Source organism: Streptomyces sp. NBC_01508, assembly GCF_045040315.1.
GTDB lineage: Bacteria > Actinomycetota > Actinomycetes > Streptomycetales > Streptomycetaceae > Streptomyces.
In genome coordinates this window covers 570,191-588,092 of record NZ_CP109419.1, presented here as the reverse complement: position 1 = coordinate 588,092, position 17,902 = coordinate 570,191, and the positions used below count along the sequence as shown (strand labels likewise).

Sequence of the window (17,902 nt, the reverse complement as noted above, 5' to 3'; positions counted from 1 at the left end):
CCCCCGATCAAGGAGGCCGAAGATGGCGAAGTACATGCTGATCATGCGAGGCACGGACGAGTCCGTCGCGAAGATGATGGAGACGCCCTTCGAGGAGATGCTTGAGACCGTGGGCCGCTTCAACGAGGAGATGATCCGGGCGGGCGTGCTGGTCGCCGCCGAGGGCCTGGACGACCCGTCCCAGGGCGTGGTGGTCGACTTCGGCGGGGAGACCCCGGTGGTCACCGACGGCCCGTACGGTGAGACGAAGGAGCTGTTCGGCGGCTTCTACGTGATCGATGTCGCCTCGAAGGACGAAGCGGTGGAGTGGGCCAAACGACTCCCGGCCCTCCCCGGCTCGAAGTGCGAGATCCGCCGTGTGCCGGGCATCGAGGAGTTCCCGCAGGACAACGAGTGGATCATCAAGGAGCGGGCGTGGCGCGAGAGGACCGGCCAGATCTGATGACTGCGGCTGATGGCGGCCCGCCGGGTGCCGAGTCGGCACGGCGGGCCGTCGAGGCGGTCTGGCGGATCGAGTCGGCACGGATCGTCGGTGCGCTGGCCCGCTATACCGGGCACTTCGCGCTCGCCGAGGATGTCGCTCAGGAAGCCCTGGCGGAGGCATTGGTCAGCTGGTCGCGCGACGGTGTGCCGGCCAGCCCGGTGGGCTGGTTGCTGGCGACCGCGCGGCGGCGGGCCATTGACGGCTTCCGTCGCGAGTCGGCGCTCGACGCGCGGTACGCGATGCTCGCGAACCAGCTGGCCGATGGCGAGTTCAGCTCGGGCGTGGCCCTCGCGCGGGACCGGCCCGACGATCTGCCGTGGGATCCCGACCGGGTCGACGACGACGTCCTCGCGCTGATGTTCACGGCCTGCCATCCGGTCCTCTCGCCCGAAGCCCGGGTGGCGCTCACGCTTCGCGCCGTGGGTGGCTTGTCCAGTGAGGAGATCGCCCGGGCTTTCCTCATACCGGTGCCCACTGTCCAGGCCCGGATCACACGGGCCAAGAAGACGCTGGCCGCGGCGGGAGTGCCGTTCGAGCTGCCGCCGTCCGAGGAGCGGCGCGAGCGGCTCGGCGGAGTCCTGAGCGTTCTGTACGTGATCTTCACCGAGGGTTCGACGGCGACGGCCGGCGACCGCCTGCTGCGTCCCGATCTCGCGTACGAGGCTCTTCGGCTGGCCCGGATGCTGGCCGGCCTGCTGCCCGGTGAGCCGGAGGTGTACGGGCTGCTCGCGATGTTCGAGCTCACCGCCGCGCGCTTCGCGGCACGTACGGGGCCCGACGGCGAGGCGGTGCTTCTGGAGGACCAGGACCGGCGTCTGTGGGACCGGTCGGCGATTCGTCGTGGCCTGGCGGCGCTCGGCCGGGCCTCCGCTGCCGGGCGGGGCCTCGGGCCGTACGGTCTCCAGGCCGCGATCGCCGCCTGCCACGCGACGGCGCCTGCGGTGCGGGAGGTCGACTGGGAGCGTGTCGTGCTCCTGTACGAGGCACTCGGGCGGGTGGCTCCCTCGCCCGTTGTCGAGCTCAACCGGGCTGTGGCCGTCGCGATGGCGAGCGGACCGGGGCCGGCGCTGTCCGAGGTCGACGAATTGGTCGCGTCCGGCCGCCTGTCGGGGTCGTACCTGCTCCCGAGCGTGCGCGGCGAACTGCTGGTCCGGCTCGGCCGGACGGCCGAGGCCCGGACCGAGCTGGAGCTCGCGGCCCGGCTGTGCCGCAACGTCCGCGAGCGGTCCGTGCTGCTGCGCAAGGCGGCCGCGTTGGGGTGACGTCCACCCGCGCAGTGGAGCCCCGGTCCATCAGCCGGCCCTATGACGCCGACCAGGCTCCGGTCGATCCGGGATCACTGTCACCAGCCCCCGAAGATCCGCCGGACAGGGCCTGGGGCGCGTCACCCTCCCGCATTGCCGTCCTGTCCTCCCCTGGCAGCCATGCGTCCGAAGGCAGTTCGAGCCAGTGGTGTTCTCGCGCGAGGCGCCGTGCGCTGTCGGCGAGTGCGTCGAGCGCCGGGTGGTCGAGGCCGGCGCGCCAGACCAGGGAGAGGGGTGAGAGGGGCACGGGGTCGCTCAGCGGGCGCAGCGCCATGCCGGGGACGTCGATGAACTCCGAGCTCGCCAGCACCCACCAGCCCCGTTTCACCACAACTCGCATGAACTCCTCCGGGCCCTCGATCTCCGGGAAGGGATCCGCCAGATGAATGCCGTGCCCGGCGAACAGCCGGGTGGCGAGGTCGGTCCACTCGGCGGCGGACTGGTTGCCCGCCGCGGCGTAGAGAGTACGGCCGGCGAGGGCCTTCATCGGGACCCGGTCGCCCGCGCACAGGACGTGGTCCTCGGGCAGGAGCACGGCCATCCGCTCGTAACGGACCGGGAGATGCGCGAGCTGCGCGGCCACGGCGGGGGCGAGTCCGGCGAACCGCCCGAAGGAGGCGTCGAGACGGCCGTCGAGGATTTTCTGGGCGGCGCCGGTGAGGCCGCTGTGGAAGCGGGCGACGAGTTCCAGTTCGGGGTGGGCGCGCCGGGTCTCCTCCAGCACCTCGTGCCCGGTGGCCACCCGGGCCCCGACGTCGACGAGCAGCGGCCGTTGTTCGCGCGCCGAGGCGGCGGCGGAGAACGCCTCGTGGGCGGCGAGCACTCGCCGGGCGTGGGGCAGCAGCCGTGCGCCCTCGGCGGTGAGGCGGACGTGGCGGGTGGTGCGTACGAACAGCTCGGCGCCCAGGTCGTGTTCGAGACGGCGGATGTCGCGGCTCAGTGCCTGCTGGGCCACGTACAGCCGGGTGGCGGCGCGCGTGAAGTGGAGTTCCTCGGCGGTGGTGACGAAGGCGCGCAGGAGACGGGGGTCGAAGTCGCGGGACACCCCGGCAATCTACCGTCGCGGACGGCACTGACAACACAGATGCGTGAATGCGGACAAGGTAGGTGTTGGACCGCGGTGGGCGCGGCGGGCGAGCGTAGAGGCCATGCCCCACTACGAACTCCCGCGGCCTGCTTCCCCCTTGGCACCTGCCCCGATGCTGCTGGCAGTCAGCGGACACATGCTCGTTGCCGCCGCTGTGACCCACTTCGACCACGACTCCGACCATGACTCCGACCATGACGACCACGACCACGACCATCCGGAACAGCGGTCGGCGCACACCAGCCGGGACGGGAAGAGCCGCGCCTGGGTCCGCCGTCTGCTCGCCACCGGATTCCGCTCCCGCCCCGGCGCCCCCCCCGCGGAGTACGAGGAGATGCCGTTCAAGGCCGAAGCGACCCTGCGTGCACGGCCGAAGGCGCCAGTCTCGGGCTCGTAGCGGCCACCACCCACGCGTACCAGCCGCCCGCTCGTCCGACGACGGTCTGTTTGGGCACCAGGTGGGGTAGTTGTCTCAAAGTACGCGTGAGCGAAGTTGTCCTCACGACAGAGCGCGGTGCCGGCTCGACACCGGATCGTCACCGGTGACCCGCAAGCTCAGGAGGCCCCGAGTGCCGTCAACAGGGCGATCACAGCAGGGTGGTGCCATCAGCGACGACCAGGCGCAGGTGATCGTGGTGGGCGCGGGGCCGGCGGGTTCGGCCGCCGCCCTCTTCCTGGCCCGCGCAGGTGTGGACGTACTGCTGCTGGAAAAGGGCGCCTTCCCACGGGACAAGGTGTGTGGTGACGGCCTCACCCCACGGGGCGTACAGCAACTCGTTCGCATGGGCATCGACATCGACGCCCCAGGCTGGATGCGCACCAAGGGCATGCGCTGGGTGTGCGCGGGCCGCCAGGTGCACATCGACTGGCCGCGCTCGGGCAGCCAGCCGGATTTCGGCCTCACCCGCAGCCGGCACGACTTCGACGACATCCTGGCCCGCCATGCCGTGGCCGCCGGAGCGCGGCTGCGTCTGGACACGAGGGCCACGGGTCCGCTGACCGACCGGGCAGGGCGTGTCATCGGCGTGAGTGCCGTTACGGGAGCGGACAAGCAGCCACAGAACTACCACGCCCCATTGGTGATCGCCGCCGACGGCGCCTCAGCCAGAACAGCCCTGGCCATGGGGCTGGAACGCGATCCGAGCAGACCCATCGCCACCGCCGCTCGGCGCTACTACCGCAGCGATACCCGCACACATGACCCGTATCTGGAGCTCTGGGCCGACCTGCGCTGCTCCCGCACCGGCCGTGACCTGCCCGGATACGGATGGATCTTTCCCCTCGGCGACGGCCGCGTCAACGTCGGCCTCGGCGCGCTGCCACACCGGAAGCACGGCGCGGTCGACCTGCGGGCCACCCTGGACCAGTGGCTGACCCGGCTGCCCCCGAGCTGGGAGCTGCGGGAGGAGAACGCCGACTCCCCGCTGCGCAGCGCCGCCCTGCCCATGGGTTTCAACCGCAGGCCGCAGTACCACCGCGGCCTGCTCCTCATCGGCGACAGCGCGGGCATGATCAGCCCATGGAGCGGTGAGGGCATCGTGCAGGCCATGGAAGCCGGGGAGGTCGCCGCCGAAACGGTCGCACTCGCTCTGCGCCGCGCCGGCGAGGGCGGGCGCGAGCAGGCCCTGCGGCAGTACCAGAAAGAGGTGAACCGCCGCTGGGGGCGCTACTACCGGCTCGGCAACACCGTCGCCGACCACGTCTTCGCCCGCTACGGCTACCGGCCTCTCCTCAACCGCCGTGTGATGGCCACTCCCGCTCTGGTCCGCACCCTCGCACGCCTCCTGACACACGGAACGGACGCGCCCTCCGACGACCTGATCGACACCGCGGTGCGAACTCTCGTACGGATGGTGCCCGCACCGGCTCAGCGTGCGACGTCCAAGCGCTGAGCCCGATGCGGGCACCATCCGCACCGCGTACGGGATGCCTCCGACCGAGTACCGCCGCCTCGCTCCGCAGGGCGGCGACGCGTCCTGATCGGCGCCCCCACCTCGCCGGTACCGGCGGACGGTAATGCCACTTCTCGAACCAGGCACTGGCGGGACAAGCGCCTGGCGCTGAGTGATAAGGGTGGCCCTCAGTCGATGCGGCAGAGTCACAGGTGCTCCACCCGGTCGGCACGCCGCATCGGCGTGCCGGGCCCGGAGGTCGGCCGGGAAGGCACCCGGCCGTCACTTCCGTATCTGGGGGAATGCACACATGCCGTTGAACATGCTCACGAAAGCGCTGGTAGGAACCCTCGCAGCCGCCACCCTCGGCATCGGCACCCTCGCCGGCACGACCACGGCCACCGCCGCACCCGCCGAGCAGGTCCCCACCCGGACCGTCACCATCCTGGCCGGCAACAACCCCGGCCCCAACACGATCCGAGCCCTCCAGAGGTTCCTCGTCGACTGGGGCTACAGCACCGGCGGCATCGATGGCATTGCCGGTGACCGGACCAAGGCCGCCTGGAAGGCGTTCTCCCGTCGCGGCGGAGGCTGGTGCTGACCACCCGTCGCGGCGCATGACGGGGATTCGCACCGCGTAGGCGCAGCCGGTTCCAACGGCTGTGACACCCCTCGTGCGTCTTCCGCAGTCAGGGGACACACCGTTCCTCGTGCGGTCCCGTCGAGTTCCGTCGAGCCCCGTCGTCACGCGAGCCGAGGGAAGAGCGTGAGCGTGTTGTCGCGCTCCACGCCGCGCAGTTGGTTCTTCGTGAAGCCGTCGAAGGCGGTGAGGTTGCCGATGTCGCGTACGACTGTGGGGGTTCCGGGGCGGCCGGCCAGTCGGTGCCGAAGAGGAGGTGGTCCGGGGTGGTCACCTCAAGGGTCGGCAGCAGTGAGTTACGGCTCCCGGCGAGTGCCGTGTCGTAGTAGAGCCTGCGGAGCACCTCGGCGACGTGGGCCGGGTCGATGTCGGCGTCGTCCGGTCCGCGGCCCATGACGGTGTGTTCGCCGATCCGCCAGCCGAGTGTGGGGAGCGCCCCTCCGCAGTGCGCCAGGATCAGGCGCGGTCCCGGGTGGCGCTGGAAGACGCCGGCGCCGACAGCGCCCGCGAGCTGTACGGCCGTGCCGTCGCTCTCGCACGCACCGACGGCATCGTCGCCTGGCGCGGTGACCACTGCCCAGCCGACCCCGACGCACTGGTGGACCGGGTGACGGGCGGTACGGGCGGTACAGGTGGTACGGGCGGTACGGGCGGTACGGGCGGTACGGGTGCCTCCGGCGCCGGCGGCGAGAACTGACAGGAGATCACCATGCTGCTCGCACAGACGGACCAGGGCATCGCGCGGATCGGCCCCGAGGGGCCACAACTCCTCGACCAGCCAGTCCAGTCGAACCGGTCGGACCGTTCAGACCAGTCCGGCCGATCGCTGGAGGACTACATCATCGAGGGCCGACTGGCCGAGCTGGCGGGCCTGCGGACCCGTAACGGCATCGGCCGGGAGCAGGCCACGTTCGCGCCACCGGTCGGACGTCCCGGCAAGATCGTCGTCATCGGCCTCAACTACCGCGACCACGCGGCCGAGACGGGCAGCCCGCTGCCACTCCTGCCCCGATTCCATGTGATCCCGGGCTCCGCCGTGACCGGCTCGGGCGCCGTCGTCCACCTGCCTCGATCCGCACCGGACCGGGTCGACTACGAAGGCGAGCTCGGCATCGTGATCGGGCGTACCGGCCGCGACATCCCCGAGGCGACGGCGTGGGACTTCGTCGCGGGCGCGACCGTGGCCAACGATCTCTCGGCGCGCGACATCCAGGCGGGTGAGAATCCGGCCCTGCTGATGGCAAGTCCGGTGGTCGGCAAGGGATTTGACGGCTTCAAGCCTCTCGGCCCCGCCCTGCTCACCACCGACGAACTGCGCACACACGGCGCGTTGGGCATCACCACCGAGGTCAACGGTGTCGTGCGGCAGCGGTCGTCGACCGCCGAACTCATCTTCCCGGTTCCTCAACTCCTCTCGTACGTCGGCTCGTTCCTGACCCTGGAAGCCGGCGACGTCATCCTCACCGGCACCCTGGGCGGAACGGGCGTCGCGCAAGGGCGGTTCCTCGCGGCCGGGGACGTTGTGACGGTGACGATCGACAGGATCGGCACACTCACCACCACGCTCGCCGCCCCGCGCACCGGAACACGGCGGACGGCGGCGGAGACGGCATGACGGACGACGCATGCCCACTCTTCGTGCGAGGCACGACCCTCGAAGCCGCCGATCCCGGCTGGCTGACGCGCACCGCGCACTGGGGTGTGTCCCCGCACCCGGCCATGCCGGTGCCCGGCTGGGTCGCGGCCCAGACGCTGCGCCACACCGAAGGACTCGGCACTCTGAACGGTGACGAGGGCGCCGAACTCGGGCCGCTCCTGGCCCGGTTGAGCGCGGCGGTGACCCGGGTGACCGGCTCGGAGCGGGTGTACACGTACTCCCTCGGCGAGGGCTGTCCCCATACCCACATCCTGCTGGGCCCGCCCCGACGGGACGTACGCGGCTCCGCCTTCGTCACCGCACTGCTGCGGCGCGACGAGTCGCTGGCCGACGCGGCGCGCACGTCGTGTCGCCGATGAACTGGCCGATGAACTGGCGGACGAACTGGCGGACGAACTGAACGGCGTCCCGCCCGGAACCCTGACCACTGGCCCCCCGACCACCGGAAGCCCCACCACCCGACCCCCCACCACCGGAGTCCCCACCACCGGGAACCCCATCACTGGAAAGCGGTGATCACCATGACCGAGACGACCGACGTGCCCATCCCGGAGTCCTTCGCGTACTTCCGGGCGATCGGCCCCCCTGCCGGACAGTCGCTCAAATGGAAGCTGGAGCGTTACGCCAAGACCCACCTCGACGTCTCCGAGGAACTGGCGACGGCGTTCGGCCGGGCCATGAACACCGGGGACCGGCTCGGTGACGCGTACATCGACGCCGCCTTCGCCTCGACCAAGGGCAAGTCGCGCGCCAGGAAGGACGTCGAGCAGGCCCTCCTCGGCGGCGTCGAGAGCGTCAAGGACCCCTCGGCGGAACTGGTGGCGCTGTTCGACCAGATCAACACCGACCCGGAGTGGGTGGACTGGGCGAAGGTCGAGCACGGCGCGGAGGTCTTCCGGCGGTACGGCAAGGAGCTGTACCCGTACTTCGGTATGGCCACGTTCAACGCGTACGGGCTGGAAACCGTCGCCAAGCCGCTCGCGCTGACCGGCGCGTACACGGGCGGTTCTGCGTTCGGGCGGTTCCTGGAGACCTCCCGTCTCTGGACGGACACCACCGAGCCCGGAGCCATGCGGCCCGGCGGTGTCGGACGCCGCTCCGCGGTGTTCGTGCGCACCCTGCACTCGATCATCCGCCACACCCTGCTTCCGCATCCCGAGTGGGACCGGGCCAGGCTGGGCGTGCCGATCAGCCAGTTCGCACAGACGGGGACGCTGCTGCTCAGCTCCTTCGCCCCCGGAATGCAGCTCAAACTCCTCGGCTACCGGCCCACCGACGCCGACATCGAGGCGATGATGCGTCACTGGCGCTACGTCGGACACCTCATGGGTGTCGAGCCGCCCTGGTACCCGGAGACCGTGCGGGACGGGTTCGCGGCCCAGCCGCTGATGGGGCTCGCCGAGGCGCCGAAGATCGACGGGGACTCCCGCGAACTGTGCCGGTCGTTCATGGACACCTACCTTCCGCCGGAGGACGCGCGGGGTCTGCGCCAGATCTACGGCTAAATCCGCTACAAGGCCCAACTCGGCCACGCGCGTTTTTACCTCGGCTCGGAGAGCTACGACGGTACGGGCCTGCCCGACGTGGGCCTCTGGCGTTTCGCCCCGCTCGCCCGCGTCCCCGGAAATCTGACTCGCGAGACCCTTCGCCGGAACGTCCCCGGAGTGGCCGGGTGGATCGACCAGGTGAACCGGCGCGATCGTCACGCGTTCCTGAACTCGAACCTGGAGGGCGGCGAAGCGAAGTTCACTCCCGTCGACAAGCTCACGCGGTAGACGAATAGCCGTTCCGAATCGGATCAGAATCGCCCGGAATCCGCTCCGAATCCGCTCCGGGTCCTCCTCGAATAGCCGCCCCGTCCCGCAATTCCACTCCGCTCTCCTCGGTGTCGAACCGAGGAGAGCGGACACCGCTAAGCTGGTCCCGTGTCTGATACCCCACCGCGCCCCGTCCGCCCACGGGGACGTCCCCCAAGGATGCCCAATTGGCCCCGACCGACCAGGTCATGGCCGCAGCGATCGAAGCCTTCTCGGTGCAGGCTACAACGGGGTTTCGCTCCGGACGGTCAATGAAGAACTGGGTGTCAGCCGCAATCTTCTTTACCAGCGCTTCGGCTCGAAGGACAGACTCTGGCATGCCGCCGTCGACTGGGCCTTCCGACCGCTCCGGGACCATCTGGAGGCCGCCGACGACGAATTGGCCGACCCCATGGTAAGGCTGAGGGTACTGACTCTGAATTTCATCGAGTACTCGGCCACACGCCCTTATCTGGCACGTCTTGTCTCGATGGAGGGCGCGGTCGCCAACGATCGGTCGGAGTATCTCTACCACCACTACATCGAGCCCGTCCGGTCACGCTTCATGCCTGTCTTCGATCTGCTGCGCGACCAGGGAAGAATCAAGAACATCCCGGCCGAGATCTTCTATTTCCTGCTCACCTCGGGCGGAACCGCGCCCTACGGTCAGAAGGGAGTCGTCTCGCTGATGAGCCCGGAGCTGGCTTCGACGGACGAGACCCGTGTGCGGCTCTATGCCGAGAATGTGGCCGAAGTGCTCATCAACGGCCTGTCGTTGACCGACTGAACCTGTGGCCACCGGGCGGACCCGGTGAACCCTTCGGGTCGTAGCACTGGCTTACGACGTCAGGACGGATCGGCACGGGTCGGTACGGATCGGGACCGCGCGCTCCCGTCGCCCACGCGCTCCCGTCGGCCTGGGGCCGCGCCCGCGCGCACGCCGTGCCGGTGGCCGCCGTCCCGGCGCGTGATCCGGCCGTTTTCGCCTTGCTGTTCAAGGTCGTTGGCGTGATCTCATCACTTCTGCCTCGCCGTGACAGATTGTGTGTATGTTGTGACCGCTCGCATGGGGAGTGTGAGCGTCATGGGTCCTTGGTGACCCACGAGGGGGCTCTGGGGAGGGGCGCGGTGCGCATGCACGGCGAACGCTTTGGGACACGTATGTCCACGTACCGTCGATCGCTGACGGTCGGTCTGCTCGCGCTGACTCTCTCGGCGGGCCTGGTGTCGGCCGAGGCCGCGCCACCCGCCCCGACGCCGGGAGCCTCTTCCCCGTCCTCGGCGCCTGCCTCTCCGCGGCCGAAGCAGCCCGAGAGGGCCAACGGCCCGGTGGCCCCGGCGAGTTCGAAGGCCGCCGAGCCGACCACGAAGGACGCCGTGTACGCCTACGACGCGGCGTCGCGGCTGGTCGGCGTGACGGATCCGGCGGGTGAGACGGCCCGTTACCGCTACGACGCGGCGGGCAACCGGCTCGGCGTGGACCGGTTCGCGTCGAGCACCCTGTCTGTTCTCTCCCTGGTCCCGGCGCGCGCTCAGGCGGGCGCGAAGGTGACCCTCTCCGGGACCGGTTTCTCGACCACACCGGCTTCGAACTCGGTGACGTTCGGCACGGCGGCGGCGACGGTCACCTCGGCGTCCGCCACCCGGCTGGTGGTGACGGTCCCGGCCGCCGCGGCCAACGGCAAGGTCTCGGTGACGACAGGCGGTACGACGGCCCAGTCGCCGGAGTCGTTCACCTTCGCGGCGGCACCGTCGATCTCGAAGATCGAGCCAACCACCGGCGGCGCGGGCGGCCACGTGGTCATCACTGGTGCCGATTTCGCGAGCACGGTCACCGAAAACGTCGTTCGGTTCGGCGGTGGCATGGTCGCGGAGGTGACGAACCGCACGAGCAATGCCCTGACCGTCCTGGTGCCGGTCGGTGCGGCGGACGGCCCGCTGGAGGTCGCCACCCCGGACGGTGAGGTGGCGTCCACCACCAGCTTCGACGTGCGCTCCGCCGACGGCGAGATGGAGATGTCCGCCGAGACATCGCTCACCGACGAGACTCCGCCGACTCTCTCGGTCACCAAACCGGGCAATACGGCCCAGGCGCTCTTCGAGGCTCCCGCCGGTGCGGACATCAACGTCGGCATCACGGACTCGACGTTCAACTCCGTGATGAGGGCGCGGCTGGTGGACCCTCTGGGCAACAGCGTGCGGAGCATCACGTTCCAAGGGCCGGAAGGCGAAGGGGAGTTCACCGACCTACCGGTCGCAGGCCTGTACGCGCTCGTCCTGGAAACGGGATCGGGCAACTTCGGCACGGCCGTGGTCACGCTGTCGGCTCCCCTGACGAGCACCCTCACCGTCTCCGGGCCGCCCGCCCAAGCCGTCTTCGAGCGTGCGGGACAGGACCGATTCCTCACCTTCTCCGGCACGTTGGGGACGTCGCTGAGCCTGGGTATCGACGCCAAGGCACTGCCGCACCAGGTGTGGGCGCGTCTGTACGGACCGGACGGTGCGCAGATCGAGACCGCCTTCATCACCGGAGGCAAGGCCGGCGGCATGGACCTGGACATGCTGCCCCAGTCCGGCACATACGCGCTGGAACTGGATCCCGCTGTCGGAAACGCCAAGGGCACGGTCACCGTGACCGCGTCGCCGTACGTCGACGCGGGCACACTCGACCCGGTCGGAGCGGCACTCGGTGTGTCACTCACCCGGGCGGGTCAGCAAGGGCGCGCCCGGTTCGCCGGCACGGCGGGTCAGCGGGTGTCCCTCGGCGGTACGGCCACCGGTTTCGGCTCGGCGACCCGGGTGGAGATCCGCCGGCCAGACGGCGGGCTGCTGGACTACTTCCTCGTATCCGACGGTGACGTGGGGGACGAGTGGGACAGCGACCCTCTGCCCGCGACCGGGACCTACACGATCGTCGTACTGCCGACCAGCGGCGTCGGGGCCGGTGAGCTGGCGCTGACCCTGTCGCGTCCGGTGGTCGTACCGGCACTGTCGACCACGGCGGGCGCCACGACGGCGACCGTCGCCCGGATCGGTCAGAATGCCGAATCGTCCTTCCAAGGTCAGACCGGGGTCGCGCTGTCGCTCGGCGTGACCGGCAACACCTTCGGGCAGTACGTCGATCTGACGGTCCTCGCGCCGTCCGGCGCGAAGGTGGTCGACGGACTGAACGTGTCGGCCGGCGTCTCGGCGACGGTTCCGCTGCCCGTGCTGACGGAGACCGGTACCTACCGCGTGGTCCTCGATCCCTACAAGGGCGCGGTCGGATCGGCGGCCCTCACGCTCTCCACCGAGGTTCAGGCCGCCCTCACCGTCGACGCGGCCGGACTCGCGGCGACGGCGCCCCGTGCGGGACAGCTGATACGTGCACGGTTCACGGCGCCCGCCACGACCTCGCTGGGCCTGGGCATCACCGCTAACACCATCGCCGATTCCACGGAGATCAGGCTCATCGGCCCCGGCGGCGGGGCGGGCACGGTCGTCGGCCGCGCCACGAGCAAGGCGTCCGAGGCGTTCTACCTGACCGGTCTGACGGCGGGAGCGGCGTACTCGCTGGTCTTCGAGCCCGCGAAGGCCGCGACCGGCGGGATGACGCTCTGGCTGTCGAAGCCGGTCAAGGCGGGCGCCCTCTCGACGGCGACCCCCGCGCTCACCGGAGAGATCACCCGTCCGGGGCAGCAACTGGAGTTCACCGTCAACGCCGCCGCGGGGGCGGGCTACGGCGCGGCTGTCGTCTTCGGCGCCACCACCCTCAGCACGTCGTCGCAACTGGTCCACCGGGTACCGGGCGGGACGGAGTCGGCCCTCGGATCGCTCACCAAGACGGCGGGCGAGGGTGACCTGCTGGCACCGCTGGTCGCGGGCGCCCACCTGCTGTTCGTACGCCCCAACGCCCCGGCCACCGGGAAGACCACGGCCACCCTGGTGCCGGACGCGAACGGCGGGGCGCTCGCCACCACCGGCACGCGCAAACCCGTCACCATCGCCAAGGCGGGCCAGAACGGCCACTTCACGTTCGCCGGCACCCAGGGGCAGAAGCTCACTCTCGGTCTCAACACCCCGCCCGCCGCCTGGGCGTTGTCGGTGTCCGGCCCGGACGGCAAGTGGCTCGTCGACGGGCGTGCGATGAGCGCGACCGCCGTGACGTACGCCCTCCCTGCCCTCCCGGCCACCGGCACCTACACGCTCTCGGTCGACCCGAACACTCTCAAGACCGGCACTTACACCCTGGGGCTGACCGCCGCGGCAGCGATCGCCGGAGCGGACAGGGCCGACGCGTCGGCGGGCGGACCGAGCGACGGCCAGACGCGGACCGACAGCGCCGACACGTCCTCCGCGGCCCGCGTCACCCCGGCCGGTCCGGATGCCTGGCAGCCGGGTAAGTCCAGCCTGGCGGGCCGGGATTGGATCACGAAGCGCGGCAAGGCGCCGAAGGCACCACCGGCCTTGCGCGGCCCGCCGAAGACCACCGCGCTGACCGGTCATGTCCTCAAGCTCGACGGGAAGCCGTTGGCGAAGGTCACCGTCTCCGTGGGCAAGAAGTCGGCGAGGACGGACGCCCGGGGGAGGTTCCTGCTGAGCGGCATCAGTGACACCAACACGACGCTGGTGGTCGAGGGCGCGAGCGCGAACAACTCCAAGCGCCAGTACGGGCGTTACGACATCAAGATCAGCCCGGAGGCGGGCCGGACGGTGGATCTCGGGTTCCCGGTGTGGATGACGCCGCTGGACACGAAGAACACGGTGAGGTTCGCGGCCCCGGCGAAGGCCGATGTCGTACTGAAGACCCCGAAGATTCCGGGACTTGAGGTGCGGATCCCGAAGGGCTCGGTGGTCCGCGACGAGGACGGCAAGGCGGTCACGGAGCTGGGGATCACGGCGATCCCGATCGACCGGCCGCCGTTCCCGCTGCCGGGGAACGGCATCGTGCCGGTGTACTTCACCGTGCAGCAGGGGGGTACGTACGTCTTCCCCAAGGGCGCGCAGATCGTCTACCCGAACTACACCCGTGAAGCTCCCGGCACCCGGGTCAAGTTCCAGGACTACGACCCGAAGAAGAAGGGCTGGTACGTCTACGGCACCGGCGAGGTGTCGGCGGACGGCCGCCAGGTCGTACCCGACAAGAAGACCCGTATCTGGGCCTTCCACGGCGCGATGTTCCACACCGACGACCTGATGCCGTGGGACATCTCCTGGATGCAGGACGTCATGGACTGGCTGTCGGGGGACCCGGTCGAGCTGTCGACGGGCCTGCTCACCGACTCCCGTACGGACCTGGCGGTCGCGGACTCCTACGGTGGCGCCGAGCTGACCCGGACGTACTGGCAGGCCGACGCACAGAAGCGGGCGTTCGGGATCGGCCGCGACTTCTCCTACAACGCGTTCCTGCACTCCAAGGATCCGTGGAAGGAGGTCGATCTCTATCTGCCGGGCGGCAGCAAGGTCCACTTCACCCGTACGTCGCCCGGGATCGGCTGGGCGGACGCGGAGTTCGAACCACTCGACACCTCCTCGGAGTACCAGGGTTCCAAGATTGTCTGGAAGGGATTCCGGGGCGGCTGGGACCTGACGTTCCGTGACGGCACGGTGTGGGTGTTCCCGCAGTACGCGCCGCTGAGGGAGATCCGGGACCGGCACGGGAACAGCACCATGCTGTCCCGCCTGAACGGCAACAAGGGCGAGATCACCCGTATCACCAGTCCCGGCGGAAAATGGATCTCGCTGACCTACGACCCCCTGCACCGCCGTGTCACGTCCGCGCAGGACAACACGGGCCGCACCACCTCGTACCTGTATGACGGCGTGGGCCGTCTGGAGACGGTGACGGATCCGGCGGGCAAGGTCAGCCGGTACACCTACGACGGCGCGTCGAACCGGGTCAGGACGGCGGTCGACGCACGTGGCATCACCTATATGACGAACACGTTCAACTCGGACGGGAGGGTGGCGGAACAGACACTCACCGAGGGCGCGAAGTACACGTTCGCGTACACGCAGAGCGGGGCGGGGAAGGTCACCTCGGCGAGTGTGACGCAGCCGGGTGGTTCGGTGCGGCGGGTGGAGTTCGACGCGGACGGCTACGGCGTCAAGGACACCGAGGCGAACGGGAGTTCGCTGGCGCGGAGCACGCAGTACCACCGGGGTCCGAGGCACCGGATCGACGCGGTGAGCGACCCGTACGGTCGGCGTACGGAGCTGGCGTACGACGCGAACGGCTACGTCACCCGCACCACCGAACTCGCCGGCACCGCGCAGGCACGCATGTCCGGCACAGCCGTCTACAACGGCCCGTACGACCAGCCCACCTCTGTTACGGACCCGTTGGGCAACGAGACGGTGTTCGGCTATGACGCGGCGGGTGATCTGCGGACGGTCACCGACCCGGAGAACCGGCGCACGGCGTTGACGTACAAGCCGGACGGCCAGATCGAGACGGTCACCGACGCGTCGGGGGCGGTCACCGAATACATCTACCGCCACGGCGAGTTGCTGTCCGTGAAGGACGCGGAGGGCCGCACCGGCGCCCAGTTCCTGGACGCGGCGGGCCGGCCGACGGCCATGACGGACGAGGCGGGTTCGCGTACGGCACTGACGTACGACGCGCTGAACCAGACACGGACGATCACCGATCCACTGGGCCGGTCGACGTCCCTGGACTACGACGACAACGGCAACCTCAGGACGCTGACCGACGCCCGCCAGAACAGCACGAGCTGGGCGTACGACGACGCGGACCGTACGAAGTCGGTGACGGATCCGCTGGGCGCGCAGGCGTTGTTCGGATACGACCCGGCGGGCCGGCTGACGAAGGTCACCAGCCGCTCGGGTCAGGTCGCGACCGCCGAGTACGACCTGCTGGGCCGGGCGAAGAACACCAGGTACGGGGTGAACGCGGCGGGAGTGGCCGAGTCCACGGCCACATACGCCTACGACGCCGTGGACCTCCCGAAAACGGTCACCGACACCCAGGCCGGTACGGAGAGCTTCGGCTACGACGTGTACGACCGGCTGAAGACGGTCACCGGCCCGACGGGCACGGTGGGTTACGACTACGACGCGGCGGACCGCCGCAAGGAGATGACGGCGGCCGGGACCACCACCGTCTACGGCTACGACACCTCCAGCATCCTCACCTCCGTCACCTCGGGCCAGCAGGCGGTGAGCTTCGGCCTCGATGCGGTGGGCCGGGAGAAGACGGCGACCCTGCCGGGCGGCATCACACGTAGCACCACACTCGACAAGACGGGCACCGTCAAGGCCATCGACTACACGAAGGGCACGACCGGCGTCGGTGACCTCACCTACACCCGCGACACCCGGGGCCTCCAGACGGGCCTGGCGGGCAGCCTGGCCTCCGTCGCCCTCCCGGCCGCCGAATCGGGCGCGGTGTTCGGCAAGGACAACCGGGTCACGTCCCTGGGCGGGCGTTCCTTCACCTACGACGCCGACGGACAACTGACGTCGGACGGCAAGAGGACGTACAACTGGAACGCCCGGGGCCAGTTGGCGGGCCTGACCCCCACCGGGGGCGGGGCCGGCGGGACCTTCGGCTACGACCCGCTGGGCATCCGCAGCTCGAAGAAGCTGGGCGACACGACGCGGAAGTACCTGACCGACGGCTCCAACCCGCTGGTGGAGCAGGACGGTTCGGGCGCGACGAAGGCGACGGTCGCGACGTCGGGCCTGGACGAGTACCTGACGCGTACGGAGAACGGCGCGACGCAGGTCTATCTGACGGACGCGCTGGGCTCGGTGGTGGGCCTGGCCAACGCGGACGGCACGGTCGCGACGAGCTACACGTACGACCCGTACGGCCAGCCGACGACGTCCGGGGCGGCCTCGTCCAACCCGTACACGTTCACGGGCCGCGAGTCCGACGGCACCGGGTTGCTCCACTACCGCAATCGCTACTACGACCCGGAGTCGGGCCGTTTCATCTCCCAGGACCCGATCGGCCACGCCGGCGGCACGAACCTCTACCAGTACGCACTCAGTTCCCCGACGACTTACACGGATCCTACGGGCAACAGCCCGATGCTGGCCGGCTGCGTGATCGGCGGCCTGGGCGAGGCGGGATTGGACTGGCTGGGTCAGCGGTTGTCGGGCCGGAAGGTCGACTGGGGTCAGGTCGGCACGTCGGCGGCGCTGGGCTGCGCGGGCGGGATGCTCGGCAAGATCAAGCTGCCGGGCTGCGGCAAGGGGTTCCGCTTCCCCAACAGCTTCACGGCGGACACCCCGGTCCTCTTGGCGGACGGCACTCGCAAACCGATCAAGGACATCCGGATCGGCGACCAAGTCCTGGCCACCGACCCGGAGACGGGTGAGTCGGGCCCCCGCCCGGTAACGGCCCTGATCAAGGGCACGGGCGACAAACAACTGGTGGACATCACCCTGGCAGGCGGCAAGACCAGTACTCTCACCGCCGCGGACGGCCACCCGTTCTGGGTCCCCGCCCTCGGCCGCTGGATCGAAGCCGACGAACTCACCGCGGGCCAATGGCTCCAGACCAGCACGGGCACCTGGGTCCAGATCACAGCAGTTACCCACCACACCGAACGCACGACGGTCTACAACCTCACCGTCGATGACCTGCACACCTACTACGTGTTGGCAGGCGCCACTCCGGTCCTGGTGCACAATATAAATAGGCCGACCGGCTGTGGTCTCAATGGTGAGCCGATTTTCGATATACCGACTGGAGCGAGCGGAGGTCCTGGGGCGGGCAAGAAGATTCCCCGCGATATGCTCAGGGATTACAATATTGGAGTTAATGGAAACCCGAGTCTACCCACGCCTTTGTGTTCGTACTGCAGGACAAACCCTGCGCAAGCGGTGGATCATGTTCAGCCGCGCATTCGTGGAGGAGATCTAACCGACGCGAACACGACACCTGCGTGTAGGCACTGCAATAGTTCAAAGAAAGACAGCGGGGCTCCGCTGAACCCGCCGGCGGGTTACACCGGCCCGTGGCCGCCGCCTCACTGGCCGCCCCACATCAAGAGGTAGTCTCAGTCTCTGGACATTGGTCTACCCGGTTTGTTT

12 protein-coding genes and 1 pseudogene are annotated in these 17,902 nt (G+C 69.6%); 11 read left to right on the top strand and 2 right to left on the bottom strand.

The annotated features are described in order from the left end of the window. Positions 1-22: 22 nt before the first annotated feature. Both OG700_RS02605 and OG700_RS02600 read left to right on the top strand, forming a co-directional pair. The gene (locus tag OG700_RS02605) at positions 23-442 is read left to right on the top strand and encodes a YciI family protein (RefSeq protein WP_405608223.1); all 420 of its coding nucleotides are present in this window, start codon (positions 23-25) and stop codon (positions 440-442) included. Beyond that, entirely contained in the window at positions 442-1,746 is a 1,305-nt protein-coding gene (locus tag OG700_RS02600) for an RNA polymerase sigma factor (protein ID WP_405608220.1), read from the top strand. Before OG700_RS02605 ends, OG700_RS02600 begins: the two co-directional genes overlap by 1 nt. A 40-nt stretch (positions 1,747-1,786) precedes the next feature. Here the strand turns inward: OG700_RS02600 and OG700_RS02595 are convergent, their stop codons facing one another. Further along, complete coding sequence (locus OG700_RS02595; RefSeq protein ID WP_405621386.1) at positions 1,787-2,842, bottom strand: LysR family transcriptional regulator; 1,056 nt, start codon at positions 2,840-2,842, stop codon at positions 1,787-1,789. A gap of 145 nt (positions 2,843-2,987) precedes the next feature. Here OG700_RS02595 and OG700_RS02590 point away from each other — a divergent pair, with 145 nt between their 5' ends. The 3 genes from OG700_RS02590 to OG700_RS02580 all read left to right on the top strand — a co-directional run bounded on the left by OG700_RS02590 (position 2,988) and on the right by OG700_RS02580 (position 5,368). Continuing rightward, a complete protein-coding gene (locus tag OG700_RS02590; protein ID WP_405608217.1) occupies positions 2,988-3,272 on the top strand; it encodes a hypothetical protein in 285 nt (94 codons plus the stop codon). A gap of 172 nt (positions 3,273-3,444) precedes the next feature. Further along, entirely contained in the window at positions 3,445-4,767 is a 1,323-nt protein-coding gene (locus OG700_RS02585) for a geranylgeranyl reductase family protein (protein WP_405608214.1), read from the top strand. Positions 4,768-5,089: 322 nt separating this feature from the next. Further along, positions 5,090-5,368, top strand: a complete 279-nt coding sequence (locus OG700_RS02580) for a peptidoglycan-binding protein (RefSeq protein ID WP_405608211.1) — start codon at positions 5,090-5,092, stop codon at positions 5,366-5,368. An 88-nt stretch (positions 5,369-5,456) separates the two neighbouring features. Here the strand turns inward: OG700_RS02580 and OG700_RS02575 are convergent, their stop codons facing one another. Beyond that, complete coding sequence (locus OG700_RS02575) at positions 5,457-6,173, bottom strand: amidohydrolase family protein (protein ID WP_405608208.1); 717 nt, start codon at positions 6,171-6,173, stop codon at positions 5,457-5,459. On the opposite strand from OG700_RS02575, the gene OG700_RS02570 reads away from it, so the two are divergent. From OG700_RS02570 to OG700_RS02545, 6 genes and pseudogenes are all read left to right on the top strand, one after another. Continuing rightward, on the top strand, positions 6,117-7,022 hold the full coding sequence (locus OG700_RS02570; protein WP_405608205.1) for a fumarylacetoacetate hydrolase family protein: 906 nt from the start codon (positions 6,117-6,119) through the stop codon (positions 7,020-7,022). The two genes, OG700_RS02575 and OG700_RS02570, sit on opposite strands and share 57 nt — an antisense overlap. Further along, positions 7,019-7,423 carry a hypothetical protein gene (locus OG700_RS02565; RefSeq protein WP_405608202.1) on the top strand — a complete coding sequence of 135 codons (405 nt, stop codon included), beginning with the start codon at positions 7,019-7,021 and terminating at the stop codon, positions 7,421-7,423. The genes OG700_RS02570 and OG700_RS02565 overlap by 4 nt, the downstream gene beginning before the upstream one ends. 162 nt (positions 7,424-7,585) lie before the next feature. Beyond that, positions 7,586-8,569 (top strand): oxygenase MpaB family protein, encoded by a 984-nt coding sequence (locus OG700_RS02560; protein WP_405608199.1) that lies wholly within the window; start codon positions 7,586-7,588, stop codon positions 8,567-8,569. A 274-nt stretch (positions 8,570-8,843) separates the two neighbouring features. After that, positions 8,844-9,191, top strand: a pseudogene (locus tag OG700_RS02555) (helix-turn-helix domain-containing protein); the annotation flags it as partial. An 81-nt stretch (positions 9,192-9,272) separates the two neighbouring features. Next, on the top strand, positions 9,273-9,647 hold the full coding sequence (locus OG700_RS02550) for a hypothetical protein (RefSeq protein ID WP_405608196.1): 375 nt from the start codon (positions 9,273-9,275) through the stop codon (positions 9,645-9,647). 374 nt (positions 9,648-10,021) lie between these two features. Next, positions 10,022-17,866, top strand: coding sequence for an RHS repeat-associated core domain-containing protein (locus OG700_RS02545; protein WP_405608193.1), 7,845 nt, complete (start codon positions 10,022-10,024; stop codon positions 17,864-17,866). Positions 17,867-17,902 lie beyond the last annotated feature (36 nt).